Annotated in this window: 16 protein-coding genes; 10 read left to right on the forward strand and 6 right to left on the reverse strand. The window is 66.4% G+C overall.

Features of this window, described 5'->3' with window-relative positions:
- The first annotated feature begins 497 nt into the window (after positions 1–497).
- The 5 genes from A7U43_RS28585 (at position 498) to A7U43_RS29945 (ending at position 5915) form a co-directional block, all read left to right on the forward strand.
- The gene (locus tag A7U43_RS28585) at positions 498–893 is read left to right on the forward strand and encodes a Fis family transcriptional regulator (protein WP_068004296.1); all 396 of its coding nucleotides are present in this window, start codon (positions 498–500) and stop codon (positions 891–893) included.
- Positions 890–4069, forward strand: a complete 3180-nt coding sequence (locus tag A7U43_RS28590) for a hypothetical protein (protein ID WP_068004299.1) — start codon at positions 890–892, stop codon at positions 4067–4069. Before A7U43_RS28585 ends, A7U43_RS28590 begins: the two co-directional genes overlap by 4 nt.
- Entirely contained in the window at positions 4069–4788 is a 720-nt protein-coding gene (locus A7U43_RS28595) for a hypothetical protein (protein ID WP_068004466.1), read from the forward strand. Before A7U43_RS28590 ends, A7U43_RS28595 begins: the two co-directional genes overlap by 1 nt.
- A gap of 101 nt (positions 4789–4889) precedes the next feature.
- Complete coding sequence (locus tag A7U43_RS28600) at positions 4890–5462, forward strand: hypothetical protein (protein WP_231963899.1); 573 nt, start codon at positions 4890–4892, stop codon at positions 5460–5462.
- 9 nt (positions 5463–5471) lie between these two features.
- Positions 5472–5915, forward strand: a complete 444-nt coding sequence (locus A7U43_RS29945; RefSeq protein ID WP_156526227.1) for a hypothetical protein — start codon at positions 5472–5474, stop codon at positions 5913–5915.
- 54 nt (positions 5916–5969) lie between these two features.
- On the opposite strand, the gene A7U43_RS28605 is transcribed toward A7U43_RS29945, so the two are convergent.
- The 4 genes from A7U43_RS28605 to A7U43_RS28620 are packed head-to-tail and all read right to left on the reverse strand — an operon-like array spanning position 5970 to position 8689.
- Positions 5970–6692: a hypothetical protein gene (locus A7U43_RS28605; protein ID WP_068004302.1), complete on the reverse strand. Its 723-nt coding sequence runs from the start codon at positions 6690–6692 to the stop codon at positions 5970–5972.
- Positions 6693–6700: 8 nt separating this feature from the next.
- Positions 6701–7567 (reverse strand): RAMP superfamily CRISPR-associated protein, encoded by an 867-nt coding sequence (locus tag A7U43_RS28610; protein ID WP_068004304.1) that lies wholly within the window; start codon positions 7565–7567, stop codon positions 6701–6703.
- A complete protein-coding gene (locus A7U43_RS28615) occupies positions 7564–7989 on the reverse strand; it encodes a hypothetical protein (RefSeq protein WP_068004307.1) in 426 nt (141 codons plus the stop codon). Before A7U43_RS28615 ends, A7U43_RS28610 begins: the two co-directional genes overlap by 4 nt.
- Before the next feature lie 55 nt (positions 7990–8044).
- On the reverse strand, positions 8045–8689 hold the full coding sequence (locus A7U43_RS28620; RefSeq protein WP_068004309.1) for a hypothetical protein: 645 nt from the start codon (positions 8687–8689) through the stop codon (positions 8045–8047).
- Between the two features lie 246 nt (positions 8690–8935).
- Between A7U43_RS28620 and A7U43_RS28625 the strand changes: the two genes are divergently transcribed.
- From A7U43_RS28625 to A7U43_RS28640, 4 genes are all read left to right on the forward strand, one after another.
- Positions 8936–9262 (forward strand): hypothetical protein, encoded by a 327-nt coding sequence (locus A7U43_RS28625; RefSeq protein ID WP_156526228.1) that lies wholly within the window; start codon positions 8936–8938, stop codon positions 9260–9262.
- 187 nt (positions 9263–9449) lie between these two features.
- Positions 9450–10334, forward strand: coding sequence for a hypothetical protein (locus tag A7U43_RS28630; RefSeq protein WP_068004314.1), 885 nt, complete (start codon positions 9450–9452; stop codon positions 10332–10334).
- Entirely contained in the window at positions 10334–10753 is a 420-nt protein-coding gene (locus A7U43_RS28635; RefSeq protein ID WP_068004317.1) for a hypothetical protein, read from the forward strand. Before A7U43_RS28630 ends, A7U43_RS28635 begins: the two co-directional genes overlap by 1 nt.
- Positions 10750–11592 carry a phosphoadenosine phosphosulfate reductase domain-containing protein gene (locus A7U43_RS28640; protein WP_068004321.1) on the forward strand — a complete coding sequence of 281 codons (843 nt, stop codon included), beginning with the start codon at positions 10750–10752 and terminating at the stop codon, positions 11590–11592. Before A7U43_RS28635 ends, A7U43_RS28640 begins: the two co-directional genes overlap by 4 nt.
- A gap of 171 nt (positions 11593–11763) precedes the next feature.
- Here the strand turns inward: A7U43_RS28640 and A7U43_RS30170 are convergent, their stop codons facing one another.
- Both A7U43_RS30170 and A7U43_RS29950 read right to left on the reverse strand, forming a co-directional pair.
- Positions 11764–12870: a hypothetical protein gene (locus A7U43_RS30170; protein ID WP_197500121.1), complete on the reverse strand. Its 1107-nt coding sequence runs from the start codon at positions 12868–12870 to the stop codon at positions 11764–11766.
- A gap of 653 nt (positions 12871–13523) precedes the next feature.
- A complete protein-coding gene (locus tag A7U43_RS29950) occupies positions 13524–14132 on the reverse strand; it encodes a hypothetical protein (RefSeq protein WP_156526229.1) in 609 nt (202 codons plus the stop codon).
- Between the two features lie 176 nt (positions 14133–14308).
- Here A7U43_RS29950 and A7U43_RS28650 point away from each other — a divergent pair, with 176 nt between their 5' ends.
- Complete coding sequence (locus A7U43_RS28650; protein ID WP_068004324.1) at positions 14309–15154, forward strand: hypothetical protein; 846 nt, start codon at positions 14309–14311, stop codon at positions 15152–15154.
- Positions 15155–16846 lie beyond the last annotated feature (1692 nt).

Below are 16846 nucleotides of genomic sequence, written 5' to 3' on the forward strand. Positions count from 1 at the left end.
GGCCACTGACTGAAGTCCGGCTCCGTCATGGCTCATCGAGCCGCTCGCGCTCGCGCTGCGCCCGCATGTTGCGTTCATCCATCGCGAGCAGCAGACAGTCCTCTCCGAGCGGGGGTGAGTAGTGGGTGAACTCGCACGAGCGGCAGAAATGAGTTCGGTGCGATCGCCCGCAACGGCACTGTTCGACACCGACGAGCACCTTCAGCGGCCCCAGGCTCGCTCCGCAGGCGCTGCACTGCGCGGGCCGCGGTTCGGCCCATCCGTGTGCAGTCCTGTGTAGCTGCGCATGCGGACCGGGGGGCCGGCGTTCTTCCACCTGCATCAGTTTAGTCGAACACACGTTCGATAAGATGGGTAGGCCGGACCTTGCTCGCGGCGCGAGCGCTGACCGTCGGCACAATCGCCACTTGTGGACACGCACAAGCAATGCTTGTGCGTGTCAGGGTCGCTCGATAGCATCCCCACGTGTTCAGGACACAGGTGGCGGAGGCGATCGCGTGACCAGTGGCGATCCGACCGTCGCGCTGATTCAGGCTGCGGCGCAACGCGATGCAGATGACTTCGCCGCAAAAATGGCCGATTCATCGCTGGAGGCGGCGGTGGACGTCTGGCTACGCCGGATCGCTCGGCGCAAGATCACTCCTGCGGCACGAACACGGCTGCTGCGCGCCGTCGAACGCGGCGACGCGGCCGACACGAAGGGCGTCCAGCTCACCCGTGCGGCCCTGCTACGCAAAGCCGGCCTTGACGAGCGCCCCGCCGCGGCCGCGGCGATCGCGGCCGGCGCGACCTACACCGAGGTCGGTGCCGTTCTCGGTATGACCCAGCAGGGGGCGAGCGCGCGGATCCGGCCCTACCTCGCGACGCGACCCACCGACGGGGATCAGTCGTGACCGGGCCGGGAGTCGAGCGGCACGTCGTGACCATCACCGCGGCGGGGTCGTTCAACGTGGGAGGCGATCGGCTCACCGGACCCGTCGACGAGGTAGACAAGCTCGAGAAGCTGATCGACTGGGCGCACAAGCGCGGCGGGCTGCGCCCCGTTCCGATCGATGGGGAAGGCGGACCCGAACCAGCGCGCGTATGGCTGGTCGGTGAGGCATGCGCACTGCTCGCGGGCGCGCCTGCGGCGGCGGACGTCGAGATCGCCGACCAGATCGGGCAAGCACTCGCACCGTTGGTGACCCGAGGGTGGGAGCTGAGCGCCAGGCCGACTCGGACGCTGATGCTCAGCCGTGGCCACGGCGCGCAACGAATTTGCGTCGAAGTGCTCGCCGAGCCTCAGCCATGGCTGGCAGCCGGCCAGCAGGCGGTCACCGAGGACTCCGCCGAACTCGGCCGACGGCTGCAGCAGTGGTTCACCGCGCTCGGTGTACTGCCTGCGGCGGGCGCTGCGGCGTCAGGCGCGGTCCTGAGCGACCACATCATGCGCGCCCGAACGGGCCGCCGCGGCGCGGTGGTTACCGCCGCAGGCGCACTGCCGGCATGGGTGCAACCCGAGGTCGAAATTCAGCCGACCTGGTGTGCCTCATCGGCCGAGGTGGAGAAGCAGTTCGTGCGTTCTGACGAGCTGGTGTGCCTGACTCAACAGTGCCCGCAGCTGGCCTCGGCGGGGATGCTCACCCTGGGGCACGGCCAACCCCAGTCACTGGAAGCCGCAGCCGCGGCCCGCAGCGCTGCGGAACCCAAGCGGCCCTTCGGGCTGTGGCGGGCGACGCTGCCCGCCGGCGACGGCCTGAACCTTCCGGACATGTTGCCGCTGCCGCACCCGCAGATGCGCCCCGACCACGCAGTCCAGGCGTGGCTCACCACAGAAGATCTCGACGGCCTGACCAAGGACATCCGCGACGGCGGCGCCGGGCTGAGCATCGAACAGCTCGCCGTCGACGAGGCGATCGTCTGGCCCCAGCAGGGCCGGGTCCTGGAGGCGTGGGCGACCCGTCTGCGGGAGGCCCGAGAAACGTTCCGTGACGAATCGGCGCTGCAGTATCTGGTCGAGTCCGCCGCAGCCGAATACCTCACCGCCCTGGCCAATCCGGATTTATGGAATGAGGACGCCTGGAGGCACCACTTCCAACCCGCCTGGACCGCGGCGATCGCTGCACACACCCGATTCCGTGGGCGTCGTGCCGCGATGCGGATCTCGCGCGAGTACCGGTCCTGGCCCGTCTACATCCGCGGCGTCGACATGCTCTACACACCAGGGCGTGACGACACAACCGGCGCGCCAATCGACCTTGCAGACACCCACGCCCGTCTCGGACGGCTCACGGTCACACGACGTGTCGAGTTGACCGACAAGACTGTGCTGGCCGTGCTGCTCGCCGAGTCCACCTCCGAAGTGGCCGCCGCGCTCACCGGCGCCCTCGGCATGATCGAAGACGCAACCGAGCCCAGCCCGCCGGCCGACGACGCCGGGGCCGCGGCACCAGAGCCGGCCGCTGTCGCCGATGTTCTTCCCACCGAGGAAGAGCCCGCGACAGCGGCCGCAGGCGACGACGAGCCGCCGGCCGACGAACAGCGCGAGGAACCGGCGGCGCGGTCGAAACGACCGGCTGCCGAGGCCGTCGAGCAGGCACCGCCGGAGGGGGGCGTGCCCGCGGCGGTGCTGCACACCGATGGCCTGTGGCTTCCCGACGGTTCTCACATCGAGTTCGATGAGCCGCTCGTGCACGTCGGCCAGGTCGCCGAGCTGGCCTACACCCACCACATCGGTTACCAGCTGACTGCGAAGTTCGCCGAACCCGGCCAGATCTGGATCACCGAAGATGCCTGCGCTGCGTTCGGCATCGACGTCGGAGCCATCAGCCGGCGGGACCGCGCGAAGTCGCTGCGCCAACTGACCGAGGGCATCGACTTCGTGGCCCTGGCCGTCGCCGAAGGATGGAGCCTGGGAGGGGCAGGGGAGGACCCCACCGCCCATCGCCTCGGCACCTGGACGCGGGTGTACCGCGAGGACAAGCGGGGCGTGATGATCGCCCTCGTTCCCGGCATGGGTGCCGGGCCGGACGAAATGCCGGTACTGGCAGATGATCCGACCCCGGCCCAGCTCGCCCGCCGGCTGCAACTGCTCGCCGATGCGCTGCGGTTCCCCTGGAAGATCAACGCCGGCGTGACCGCTGTCGACCTGATGCTGCAGACCCGCACCAAGAAGTGGTCACCTCAGGAGTGGAGGACGGTGGTGTTCGCGCCGTCGACGACGACACCGCCGTTCGGCATCGGCGACGTCGAATCGGACTTCGACTGGTCGCGACCACCGACCGAGGCCGAGAGCCAGCGCCGATACCTGCACGCCTATGACCGCGGAGGGTCCTACGTGGCCGGCATCGCCGGTCTGGAACTGCCCATCGGATCTCCGACGCATCACCCTGAAGGCGCCGAGTTCGACGCGAAGAAGCCGGGCTACTGGCTCGCCGAGATCCCTGAAGCCTCTGACTGGCGTATGCCGTATGTCCTCAATCCCAGGGGGATTCAGTTCACCGGGCCCAAGTGGGTCACCACGCCGACCATGGAGCGGGCGATCGCGCTGGGTTACCGACCCGAGATCCTGGAGGCCTGGACTTGGCCGCAGCACGGCCGCGTTCTGCTCGGCTGGTACGAGCGGTTTCGCGACGCAAGCAGCTCGTTGGACATCGACGATCCCGACGCTCAGGCAGCCCGTAACCAGGCCAAGGTGATCCGCACCCATGGCATCGGCATCATCGGCTCCGACGAGCATCTCAAGGGCAAGACGGCCTACAGCCCGGAGCGTCGCCTGCACGTGCTTGCCAAAGCCAAGGCCAACATCGTCTACCGGCTGCAGCAGATCGGGGAGAAGAGCGGGCAGTGGCCGCTGGCGGTGGCCACCGACACGGTGCTCTACGCGTCCGACGATCCGGATCCGGTGACCGCCTGGCCCGGCGATCCCTCGACGTTTGGCCGCGGGTTCGGGCAGTACAAACCGGAAGGGTCCGCGCTGATGGCCGATCATCTCGACTACCTCAACGGCCGCGACTACCGCGGCAAACGCGACCTGATCCCCGCAGCGGAGTGGGCGACCGGCGGCGCCAACGATGACGGGAGCACATGATGGCGCGCACCAACCGACGGCGCAGCAGGGTCGACGCCAACGATCTGGCCGGCTACGGCTCGGTGGCTCACGGAACGGTCAACGTCGACCGCGCCGCCCGCGGTCTCGGTGCATCGAAAACCGAAGTGCGTCAGGCGTTGAGGCAAGCAGAAGCCACGCAGGCAAACACTTTCTATCGACGGATCTCCGGAAAGTCCGAAGGGGACTCCACCGAGGGCACCAGCATGCGCGGAATGTTGCAGGCGGTGTTCGGCCGTGGCCCCCGCGGCGGCGCAGTCGACACACGCGCCGCCGCTCAATCACTTGGAGTGTCGCCGGGAACGGTGCGCCGCTGGGCCGCCGGCACCCAGAAGCCCTCGCCCAGCCGCCTCGCGTCGATCCGGCAAGCAGCCCGCCGGGTCACCACCACGAAGAAGGGCCGCCGATCGGCCACCGCCGACTTCCGCGCCAGCGCCAAGGGCAGTCAGGCACTCAAGGGCGGCAGCAAGATCTGGGTCAGCGGTGAACAGGGCGTTGGCGGCTACGAGCAGGGGTACGCCCGTGACCGCCGAGTCGCCACCGACATCAGCCCCTCGGAGATCGAGGCGATGCTGCGCGCCTACGAAGACGGCGGTGACAGCGGCTTGCGGGACTGGATGACGCAGTTCTTCGACGACAAGTACGTCGCCGGGTGGGATTTCGTCACGATCGACGACTTCGGCATCGGCACGCCTGAGTGAACGCCGCAGCGGTGGTTCGGCCGGCGCGCGGCCCGCGGTGGACACGTACGCGGCTCGTCACCATGCTGCTGGACTGCTACGGCCCCACACCCCGCGGCGCTGTGGACGTGGCGACAGTCGCGCACTACGCCGGCGTGTCCTCGTCCACGGTGCGCCGCTGGCTGGCCAAGAGCCCGGACGGGTCGCACCGCATGGCGATTCCGAAGCATCGACTACGCCAGTTACAGCGCGGCCCGGCAGAGGTGGAACGGCGAAATGCTCAGCAGTACGAGCATGCGCTGACTGCGCTCGCCTCGATCGAGGACGAGAACTCGGTGCTGCCGGTGTGGCGCGAACAGGGCTGGCTCGACCAGCACACCGTTGCCATCCTCGCGATCCATCAGCGCCCGTGGCGGCAGGTCACCGTAACCAACGGAACTCGGCGCGCCCTGGGGGAGGTGCACCGCCGCGGCGCCACCGTGGACCACCTGGTCCTCCCCACCCGCTTCCACGCCCAGGTGCTCGCTCACGCCGTTATGGTTCGCCAACAGGCCTGGCGGGTTCACCCCGTGACCCATCTCCTGGCCACCGGCCGTACCCAGGTGTGGATGGCCGACGGACCAGATGTCGATCTCGCCGCCTTGTCGGCCACCGTGCTCAGCAGAACTGCCGCTGGTGGCGTGCCGGCTGGTTAGGCTCACTCCGTGGCATTGATCAAGCGGCTATCCATGCGACGCCAGATACGGCGCACCGCCGAGCGATCGCTCGCGCAGAACCCGATTTTCACCGGGCCGGCGCCAGCCACGCCGCTGTATCACTCGGCCCCGCCGGAAGTGAACATAGCGCGACTCAGCACAGATAACCCTGATCAGCCGCCGGCATCAGCAGCGGGCCACGCCCCCGAGGCCACCACCGCCGAAGGTTCTCGGCCGCCAGTGCCGGCCGAGCCGGGCCCGCCGTCGAGCGTCTCGTCGGTCGAAACAGGCAGTGGGGACGCGGGCCAGCCGGCGCCGCGTGTACCGAAGCGTCCCAGCCCGCCGCCGGCGCCGGACACTCAGCAGGAGGAGTGGCAGCTGCCGCAATGGCAGTACACGTCCAAGCGAGCACGGACCAACCAGCACCAGGAACAGCGCAAGAAACGGCGGTGACCGCGTGGTGTGCAACTGGTGATTTCTGCCCAGTTGCACACGTGGATGAGATGGTCAGCGGGCGGGCGAGTACGCCGTGGTTCTGCTGACCGGGTGCAGATAGGGCGGTCGTATGGTGGCCGACCCCATCGCTCCGGCCATGCAGCCGTCGCGCGCGTCGACGCAGCGCTGTGGGACGGTCCGGCCCAGGACGCCGGGTTCGTGTTCGTGGCCGGCCGTCCACATGGGCACGTCGGGTGTCTCCTCAACCTCCCAGCGGGTGACCAGCCCCTCACCCACTCCGCGATGCTTGCCGATGGAAGGCAGGTCGGTGAGCAGCTCACGGATGCGGTCGGGATCGCCCACAGCCCGCCACGTTAATCTGGTCGCGAGGTGGGCCATCACAGGGACCACGCGGCGTTGGTAGCGCCCCGTGCTGTCGGAGACCGCCTGGCTGCCGATGGACGGGCTGAGGTGCTGCAACCGGGATCGGTCGGTTCGCGATGTGCGCCAGCGCACGTCTGGATCGGGGATCTCATGCGGGCGGGGATGCCGGTCGGCGAAGGTGGCCATCCAGTGCCAGTCGTCATGCTCGGGAGAGCCGCAGCGAGCCAACGGCAGGTCGAGGTCTTCGGGAATCTGATCGTGCTGATAGGCGAAAAGTTCACCGGCGCTGCGGGCTTCCCATTTCTTTCGATGCCACAGCGCCGAGGCCAACAACCCGTCGAAGGCCACGCCCCACGGGCGGGACAGCACGATTCCGTGAGGTGTGATGGCGGTTATCTGCAGCGCGATCATGTTCGGGCTCAGCTGAGTTGAGACAGCGCGGCGATCGCCTCGTCGCGGTGAGTGCCCAGTTCCTCGGCCCAATCGACTCCGGTGTCGGGAAGTCGGCCGCGCTGGACGGTTTCGGTGACGGTGGCGCTGACCTGGCCATGGCCGGCGGCGATGCGGCCACCCAGATGGCCGCGGGTGGCGAACGCGGCCAGGACGTCGCGGAAGAAGGCGGCCTGCGCCGCAGTGGCATTGGTGAGGCGCACCCAGCTCTGCAACCGGGTGCCGGCAGGAAGCGTCTCAACACCGAACCGGCCCAGCGGACTGCTGTTCTCGTCGAGATCGGCATTCGGCGACTGGGCCGTGCTGGTGCGGTGATCCGAGAGGTGGCTAAACGATTCCTCGGCGATCCCGAGCACGGCCGGCAGCGTGACCGAGCGGGCAGGCCTCGGCAACAGGTGGGACAGCTCGGCGATCTCGGGTAGCACCTTGCCGACGGTGAGCAGCCCGGACATGATGCGCCCAGAGGCGGCCCCGCCGAACACCGCGACCTGGGGCAACAGAGTCTTGAGGCGTCGCTCTTCCTCGTCGGTGAGGGGACGTGCGGACTTGGCGAGCCGGCCGCCGTTGGTGAGCAGGTGCGCTGCCGGGATGGGCAAGGCGGTGTCTTCGTAGTCGAGCACGGCGGCGGTCAGTGCCTCACCGATGCGGCGCAGGATCCCGCGGAAGCTGCTACCTGACACGATCGGCACCTGCATCACCTCGCCGGTGGGACCGATGATCTTCTCGCGGCGAAACAGCGCGAAGTTGTCGGTGCCGACTGCGCTGTAGTCCTCGCGGTGCACGATCGAGGACCGCGCCAGGATGTCGATGTCGAACTGAACGCTCAGCAGAGTCATCCGCGTGCCGCTTTCCGTTGATCGGCAACAGCTTCGGCGATGATGCGCACTCGCAGCAGCAACGCCGGCAGGCTGTCGCGAAGTACTGCGATGACGGGCAGTGGGGGCTCGCGGAGCAGTGTGGCCAGTTCGAGTCGACGGTCCCGCTGCCGCGGCGCAGGTGCGCCGAGCTGTCCGGACACGTCGGACCACCAACGATCAAGGGTGTCGGCGCGATAGGCGGCGCGCCGGACTCGCCCGGGGAGTAACTCATCCCAGTAGGTCTTGCGGTAGCGGGGATCGGCGACCCAGCTGGTTTCCCAGTCGATCCCGTAGTGCAACAACAGCAGCAGCCGCTCGGCGATCGCGTGCGGTCCGTCGACGGGGGGAAGTTCGGGCACGGTGGCCTGCCACGCCTGTGTGGGGGTGAGGGCCGCGGTCATGGCCGGAAGCGTAACGGCCGGTTCTGCCACGGCCGGCAAATGCGGTTTGGGTCTACTACCGCGACTGGGGCGGGTTGGTGAGGACACGGGCGGCCGCCCACAGGGGTGGGACCGCGCGCCAAGGCTGCAGTGACGTCCAAGCGGACAGGACCCGCGGCCACTGGTCGGCGGGCTGGGCGCTCAGCAACCGCGACGGCGGAGCTGAATGGTTCAGCTGGGGCCACGTGGCGCCGACGGTGGTACGCAGCCACACTAGGTCGGTGAGGCGGTCGGCCGCGGCGCTGTCCCATGTCACGACCAGGCCGTCGGTGGCGAGGTGGCCCCACTCGGCCGTCGGCAGGATGTGGCGCCGGCGCGCTGTCGGTAGGACCACGGCCTGGGTGCTCGTCAGCGGCGCCGAGGTGAGGACCGCGGCAAGGTCGGCGCCGGTGGAGTACTCCGTGACGGAGGTGTCGGTGATCAGCAGTGAGGGCTGGGTGGTGGGTTGGCGGCTGTAAGCCCAGGCGCACGGCACGCACAGCCGGCGGGACCCGAACGGCCACGCGTCGAACCCGGTGAACTTCTCGGAGATGATGCGTGAGCTGGTGACCGTCGGTCCGTTGTCGCCGCATCGACCGCAGCGTCCGTCGACCGGGGCAGGAGCATCGACGGCGGGTCGACCGGCGGCAACCCACGCTGCGGCGGCGGGATCGGAAAGCATAGTGGGGCAAACCCTACGTCGATCTGATGATTGGCCGTGGTGTCATACGAAGCCGTTAATGTCCAAGGCATGACTGCCCCGACCCGTCTGGACATAATCGCTGATGGGTTGCAGTGCGACGCAGATGTGGCTAAGCGGTTCATCGAACTGGAGTTGAGGCATCGACGGCCGGCGCGAGTGGCGACAGTCCGGGCCGCGGAAGCATACCGATAGTGGTGCACCGCGACTCGTTCTAACGTGCTCAACGTGAGGGTCGATCTTCCGGTCGACATCGACGCGCTGGAGAGCCAGTGGCGACTACGGGCGTATGCCTCCGAAGTTAGAGCAGTAGGCGTTGGCGTAATCACGCTCCAGCTCATGGTGATTGCGGCGCTCTTCGGAGGTGTGGTGTCGGCCTTGAAGGGAAGCTACGTCGCGGCGGCGATCGCGGCCTTGATCGCAATAGCCTGTTACCTAGTTGCGAGACGGGCCAAGCCAGTTCTGATGGTCGGCCCCGATGCCGCAGGCCCGCCGCCCTTTTGGTTTCCGGGAGGAAGCCAGCCGAAAAGGTGTCATCGAAGTGTCTTAAACTGAATTCACGAAACGCACACAGGGGTTGGGTGAGGGTTTCACCTGAGGCGGTTCCGGGCGGCTATCGACAGCTTCCAGGGGCCGCCTCCCTCCATTTCGCGGGCAAGCAGGCTGGCGGTGTTCGGCCTCGGTGTCCAGTTCGGCCCATAAACTGCGGTTTGACCATCCAGCTACGGAAGTCTGAGACCGCGTGGGCGCCAAGACCGCCAGACCCAACAGGGAGCAGCCCGTCGCCGTCGACGTCGAGGGCGGCGCCATCGGTGCGCGCGATGTCAAGGCTGCCCGCGAGGTCGCCGAGGACGCGATGACCGAGCGTTCATTCCAGCGCCTGGCCAACCAGATCACCGACGAGTTGCGCGATGAAGACACTGCCCTGACCCGTGCCGCACGCGACCGCGATCGAGCCACACCGCGCGACGTGAGCCATGCGTCCGGGCGACTGCGCGGTGACCTGCCCGCGCGCGAGGAGTTCCGCGAGATCCTCAGCGGCCGGCAACGCAAGATTCGCTCGACGGTCAAGAACCAGGTGATGGCTTCGGCGCCGGCATCACAGCATGCGGCGATCAACAGCATGCTCAGCAGCGAGGACCCCACTGAGTGGCGGCGCATCAACGAACGGCTGCACCTGGCCGCCGGTGACGCCCAGCAGCTAGTCGACACCGACCGCGCGAAGGTTCAGCGACTCGATCGGGCCATCCAGTCCTACGAGCGGCTCAACGACCGCACGCACCGCGTTTACGTGGCGGTGAGACTGCCCGACAACCACGGCGACATCACCAAGCCCTCCGACCTGCCGACCAGCCTGCAACCGGGGGCTAGCGTCGCGTTCGATCAGTTCACCCTGACCCGGCACAACCTTCACGAGACACCGGGGCACGACAGCTCCCGGTACGTGGTGTTCGAGGTCGTGACGAGCCGGGGCATGTACCTCGGCCGGTCCGACAGCGTGGAGGACACCGCCCACTTGCTCCCCAGAGGCATGCAGTTCGACGTGGCGTCCGCCGAACACGTCGCCTACGCAACCCGCTCGGGAGGTTTCAACGAACGCGTCGTCTTGCAACTGAGGGAGCGGTGATGACACGCACCGAATGGATCGTGCACCCCAACCGATCGGACATCGGCTCCGACGAGCCCGGCCAGAACGGTCACTTCCGGTCGCTCACCCGACCCCGAACCTCAGCAACCGAACCGTGCCAGGCCCGAGTCAAGCTGCCGCGCCGGCTATCCGGTGTCGCCGACACCGACGGCACGGTGACCTTCGGCGGCAACGACTGGTGGTTCGTCGTGGGCGCCGCGCGCACCTTCGCCCGCGAGCACGTCGACCCCGACGTGCCGCCGCCGTTCGGATTCAAGCGCAATGGCCGCTGGCTGTGGTGGGACAACACCACCACCGAAAAGTCCATCCTCGACGGTGCCGACGCCATCGACTACTTGCGCGAGTACCTCGCCCGCCTGTTTCCGAACATGACGATTACGGTCACCGACCAGCGATGACCGCCACGCCGGCCACCGGGCTGAACATGCAGACACTACGCGGTATCGCCGCGCGCCGGCGCGGGCTGCGGACCTACCAACACCTGCTCGACCGCATCGCCGAACACCTCGACGAGCACGACGGCTTCGTGTCCTGGAGCGGCGGGAAGGACTCCACCGTCGTCGTCGACCTCGCCCGCCAGGTCGATCCGCACATCCCCGTGGTGTTTTTCGACAGCGGGCTGCAGTTCCCCGAGACGATTCGCTACCTGGAGGATCTCGCTGAGGCGTGGCAGCTGAACTACCAGGTGATCACCGCGGATCCGGACCTGTTGACGGTGCTGATCGCCGGCGGCGGGTTCGATCACCAGGCAGTCGATCGCACATTGCGCGGGCAGCTGGCCGACATCATGATCACCAGCCCCGCCCGAGAAGCACACCGCCGCCACGGCCGCGGCTCGTTGTGGGGTGTGCGCGCCGAAGAATCCCACGGCCGGCGGATGCTATATCGTCGCGGCCTGGCCGCCGAAACCCGTGCACGACAGAACAGTTCACGCAGCGATGTCCGCGCGCAGGCGGGAGGAGTGGTGCGCCGCGCCGACGGGACCATCACCTACGGGCCGATCTGGGACTGGCAGCGAGCCCACGTCTTTGAGTACCTGGCCGGTCGGGGAATTCAACCCAACCCGCTCTACCGCAAGCTGGCAGAACTCGGTGTGCCCGAGGCGCAGATCCGCGTCGACTCGATCATCGACGCCTCCAAGCTGTCCAACGGCCACATCGCCTGGCTGCAGAAGGGATGGCCTGACCTGTTCGATCGGTTGGCGCGGGCGTTGCCCAGATTGGCCGAATGGACGTGAATCATGATGTGCCGCAGATCGTCAGCGATTGTCAGTTCTCACACGACATGTCACATTCTCAAACTCGATGTCACACCGATGTCCAGAGTGACAAACGATTGAGAATCCGTAGGTCATGCGAGGTCTCCAGAACAATGTTTCGGGGCCGCCCCACCAGGCAAAAACCTAGGTTCAGCCCGTCGACGCCGGGCTGCAGGTCCCGCACGTCTCGATCGGCCCGGGCACCACGGTGGCCGCCCAGTGTTGGAGGTCGGCCAATCGGTCTGCGCAGATCTTCACGTACTGGCCCTCGGTCCACGAGGCAGCGCGTAGGCCCGGGCGGCTCACCGTCCAACAACCCGCACGGTGAATGCGTGCACCGCCAGGGGTGTGGCCGCGCACGATATTGATCACGTAGCCGTCGGGATGATCGGCGATCCAGGCCAAATAGCCGTCATCATCGTCACGGAACTCACGCGCATCCCCACCGCTCACCGCAGCGGCCCCCGGTCGTTGATCGTCGACGACACCCACGACCGCCGGCGGCGCATCCGCCTGCGCCGAATCATCAACGCCTGCTGAGCCGTTCGTGCCACGCGCGCCGGAGCTGGGCTGGTCGATGAGAACTGCATCGCCGACAAGGACGCTCGCGCGCGGGCTGACGCGCATGCTGCCAGGTGCGGCATGGATGCCGATCACAACCTTGTTGCCGGCGCTCGGGTCGACCTCGACGTGCAGCCCCAGTTCGGTGATCCGGCCATCGAGCGGGTGACTGGACCGGTGGGGGTCGGTTCGACCCAAAACTGAATCAAGAGAGTCGATCGTCTGCTTCCACAAGTTCGGCCAGATCCGCTGCGGACCGACCACGAAAGACAACTCCAGCCTGACCGGTTGGCTCGCGGGCAGCGCCGGCGCGTCGGCGACGGCGGCCATGATCTGCTTCTGGGCGGGGCTACCACCGCGGCGACTCTCCCATGACGCGGTCGTTTCGACGACCAGGACATCCGCCGGCCCGGGCACCTCGCGGGCAGAGTCCACGCGTACGTACGAGTGCGCAGCGTGCTCCTTGGTGCACCAGACCGACACCAACTCCCCGTCCAGCAAGCGCTTTGCGAGCGGGTAGGCGTAATTGTCGAGGTCGGCCTGGTCGAGTAAATCCCGATCGGCCGGGCGCCCGACGTCCAGGCGTAACGTCCACGGGCCCTGGACTTTTGAAGCGGAGAGGAGGTCTTCGGTGTCATTCAGATATTTGCGTAGCCGAACCTGATCCGGATGAGCGGCCGCGTCCCAGGCCGCCAACCGCGGCGCGACCCGCAACTGCAGGGCGTCGTTCTCCGGGCGGGCAAACCAGCGCATTCCCACAAGCTATAGCAGAGCTCCGACACGTCGGCCGTGAGGCGTTTGGGCGGGCCTACTCTAAACAGCTGTAAGCCGGATCCGGTGTACGCCCGTAGGTGGAAATGCCGCCTAGCTGCGCTGATGGTGCACTGGCCATGTGTACTAGAAGATCTCCTTGAAACCGCAGACGCGACGGTGGCATCGCGCTACTCCGCTAAGCGCCATGAGACAGCACAACTAAGCGGCCGTCAGGCCCGGCGCGAAAAGTGACACAGATCTGAGAAAGTCTGGGGTGACATCCCATGAGAACGGAGCCATCAACCCAGTTCAAAGTGCTGGGGGATGACACGGCATTTGAGAACTGACAGCGATTCTCAATCTGCGTGGCGGTGTCTCACTTGAGATGTCGCTGTCGCATGCGACACGTGAGTGAGAAACTAGTCAGCTGGCCTTTGCGCCAGTCGGAAAGATCGTCCGTGTTATTGCCGCCGCCGTTTGGGCTGGGCGCGTCGGCTGGTCACTGCAGGTGCGACTCGGCAGTCCGGCCACCCGGGACAGGGCGGTGCGCCGTCACGGGGGCCGGCATAGCGTGCAGTCGTTATCGGCCACGGTGGTCACGTTGGAGGAAGAGAACCCGAGAATTGCGGGCAGAACATCCTCACCATTTCGATCCAGTCTGAGGCGGCGCTTTCGCTGATAGGGATTTCACCCGTTTCAACATTCTTGCACGCACCGGTGCCCAGGTAGACGGCCATTCCGACCATAAGTCCTCGATCAGCTTCCGGCACCGAGCCTGCGATTTTGCTACAGGCCAACTTCACATAAGCTTCGACGGATCCAGGTATCAACTGTTGGTAGTAGTAGTCGAACAAATGATCAATCTCAACGGCTTGAAATGCTGCGGCATCAGGGTATGCATCTTTGATCCGTTGCGCCTCGCGGCGGGCCTCGGCCAGCGTCGGGTTCGGCCCGCGGAATCCGCAGGTTGTGTCTTGTAGCGACGGCTGTTGCTGCGCTGAACCCGGGGTATTTGCGGGCGAAACAGACGACGGACCGCTACAAGCTCCTAACGCAGCAACTAATAACGCGCAGACGACCGCCGCGCGGATAAGCGGCTGTCCGTCCATCAAAATGGTGCTTCGTAACTCATGCCGGACTCTGCCGGTATCGATGCGGTCTAGCACCTTCACCGACCGGTAGCGCCCGAACGATGTGCCTCTCATGTAGGCCTCCCAGCAAACTGCGGTCAGGTCACGATACGCCCCCGCTGCCGGGCGTGGCAGCGATCGGATCCGCGGCAGCGCGATTGACCGGCGGCGTCCGATGCCGGGAGTAGCATCATGAACCGAGGGCAGGCCAACACGGGTCGGCCCAACATCTCCGGAAGGGAGAAGGGATCATGGGTGTTGGACTAGCGGGTACGTTGCCCGCTGCTGTGTACGACCAGGAGGACGACATCAGCGAGGCCCCGTACCTGTGGTCGGACCTGTTGGCGCGGCGCAACGCGCTCAGCCTGCGGGTCGAGGACCTCGTGCCGGTGCTGCGGGTGGATCTACGTAAGTACCGTTCCCGCGAAACCGGCGCCCTAGAAGTCAGCGCCGAACTCGTCGACGAGCTGATCGCAATGGAGGAGTTCATCGCCGGCGAGGTCGCCAGGATGCTCAATACGGCGCCGGCCGAAGGCACGGTGCGCCTGGAGGCCGCCGTCGACCAGACGGAGTTCGAGGACGCCTACCCAGATGCGCGAACACTGCGCGACCTCGTCCCGTACCTGATGTCCCTGCAACACGTGGCGGTCGGCCGCGCCGCTGCAGAGCTGAGCCGCCGTGGCCACGACGTGGAGGTGTACCGCGGTGAACAGCGCGGGGATCTCACCGTGCGCCGGCTGGCGGCCGGCCTGCTCAAAGAGGAAACCGCCCGGCTGCTCGGTATCGACGTGAAGCGATACGCGAAGTTCGAGCGCAGCACCTCGGCGCCGCCGGCGGGACTGGTCGCCGAACTGCAGGCCATCGACGACTTCATCGCCAGCAGTGCCGGTCAGCTCGACGTCACCGACCTCGATGGTGTGAGCGTTGTGGTGATGGTCGACGACCAGGCCGACTTCGAGCGGATCTATCCGCAGGCCCGCACCAAGCGCGACGGCCTGGTGTACCCGCGTCGAGTGCATCGCGTGGCGGCCGCGCGTCGGGCGCACGAACTCGAGGCCGCCGGCAACTCGGTACGGATCCTGGTCGCCGATACCTAGACCTGGCACGTGTTTCGGCGGAAATCCAACGACAGCACCAAACGCGTCGTGTCACCGCAGCTGACGATGTTGGTCATCGCTGACGTCAGACCTGATATCGGCGATCGGGCTCTCGTCCCCGATGTTGAAGGACCGGGGCATCTCCTCAGATAACCGCGAGCATCACCCTCGTGGCTGGCCGTTGGTTCCGTGAGCAAACGTTGCTATCTGTTCGATAGCGGCCCGACTTCGGATAAATGCGGGCCTGAAGCCGATCGCAGCAAGCCATCTGGCGTTTAGCATTCAGCACATGCGAAAGACTCGGGGTCCCCGCATGATCGTCATAGCTGCAGGGGCGGCGGCGGTACTACTGATGGGGTGTTCGACGGACCTACCGCCTGGGGGCAGCTCTTCTTCTGTGGACTCCCCACCGCCGCCAGAGCGGTACGCCGACTATCCACTCACCCTCAGATGCGAGGTGAAGTATGAACCCGGCAGTCGGGATGCCGAGCTGCCGAGCTACGTCCACATCAGGCGGGCCACCGTCGAACATCTCGGAGGCGATCGGATCGCCATCAATCTCACGTTTCCCGGTGACGTGCCGCAAAGCTCATCTTCGCTGCAGGCCGGATCGCTTGTGTACAGCATCCTGCTGCTGGTGGGCCCCGACTCGGGTTACATCACAATGAGCGAGAAGGACGGCGAGTGGCAGTCGCACGACATAAACCTTCGTTCCTGGGCTGGCCTTGACACCGAAGATTTCGACTCTCCGCTGTTGGTTGCCGAGAACGTGAAGCGAAATCAGCTGAGACTCGAACTAGATATGAGTGCTCAGCAAGAGTTCCTGGAATCGGAACATTTTGAGCCGGTCATCGCGTTCGACGCGGGTTTTCGGAGCGGCCAGAACGATGGCCCACTAGGAGCTCCAGGACTGATTCCCGCTGATAAACAGACTTGTAACGTGGCCCATGGCCAATCGAGCGGCACGCCGACAGCTTCGCCGCCGACTTCCACGAGGGTGCCGAGGACGACAACGCGCAAAGCTCCACCGACGTCGGAACGCCCCCGTGGGGGATCATCTCCGATGAGGCGGGCCTTCCAGTCGGCCACCGGGAATATCGCTTGCACGTTGGTGGACAACGGTGACAAGGCCCAAGCCTCGTGCGAGGTTAAGGAGAATCGCTACGGCAGGTATCCAGTCGAAGGATGTTCACCGGCCACGCCGATTGTCTTCACTATCGGTCAGGGAGAGGACCCGAAGATCCGATGCACTTCGCGGAGCTACTACCCAGATTCATTGCCCGTTCAGGGATACGGACGCCCGATATCGGTAGGAACGATCACTTGCACCATTCACGAACGCTCTGGCGTTCACTGCAGGGACCAATCCACGGGCAGATTCTTTGAGGTTTCACGGGAGGAAGGGCAGTGGGGATGAGTAGCCGCAGATTGGTTTCGCGACGCACAGCCCGCCGGCTGGCGTGAACGAAGATCCGGTGAATGAGGCCCACGCAGGCATCGTGGCGCTGCGTCACTGCGTTGACCGCACGTCGCCGATGATGCTGATCCACAGCCACACTTATCCGCGGGTTCCGGTCACCGCTACGGAGCCACCCTGCGGGAGTACGTCCGCGGCGCTCGCCTTGTGACCCGCTGACCTCCTGTGGTCCGCTTGTGCGGAGGGCGACACCCACTCCCCACCCGGCACAGGGG

Source organism: Mycobacterium adipatum, from assembly GCF_001644575.1.
Taxonomy (GTDB): Bacteria; Actinomycetota; Actinomycetes; order Mycobacteriales; family Mycobacteriaceae; genus Mycobacterium; species Mycobacterium adipatum.

Excerpts from the sequence above, each read along its gene's own strand:
- A7U43_RS28595 (WP_068004466.1), top strand. The coding sequence starts at position 4,069 with ATGGCGCGCACCAACCGACGGCGCAGCAGGGTCGACGCCAACGATCTG.
- A7U43_RS28605 (WP_068004302.1), bottom strand. The coding sequence starts at position 6,692 with ATGATCGCGCTGCAGATAACCGCCATCACACCTCACGGAATCGTGCTG.
- A7U43_RS28610 (WP_068004304.1), bottom strand. The coding sequence starts at position 7,567 with ATGACTCTGCTGAGCGTTCAGTTCGACATCGACATCCTGGCGCGGTCC.
- A7U43_RS28615 (WP_068004307.1), bottom strand. The coding sequence starts at position 7,989 with ATGACCGCGGCCCTCACCCCCACACAGGCGTGGCAGGCCACCGTGCCC.
- A7U43_RS28620 (WP_068004309.1), bottom strand. The coding sequence starts at position 8,689 with ATGCTTTCCGATCCCGCCGCCGCAGCGTGGGTTGCCGCCGGTCGACCC.
- A7U43_RS28635 (WP_068004317.1), top strand. The coding sequence starts at position 10,334 with ATGACACGCACCGAATGGATCGTGCACCCCAACCGATCGGACATCGGC.
- A7U43_RS28640 (WP_068004321.1), top strand. The coding sequence starts at position 10,750 with ATGACCGCCACGCCGGCCACCGGGCTGAACATGCAGACACTACGCGGT.
- A7U43_RS29950 (WP_156526229.1), bottom strand. The coding sequence starts at position 14,132 with ATGAGAGGCACATCGTTCGGGCGCTACCGGTCGGTGAAGGTGCTAGAC.
- A7U43_RS28650 (WP_068004324.1), top strand. The coding sequence starts at position 14,309 with ATGGGTGTTGGACTAGCGGGTACGTTGCCCGCTGCTGTGTACGACCAG.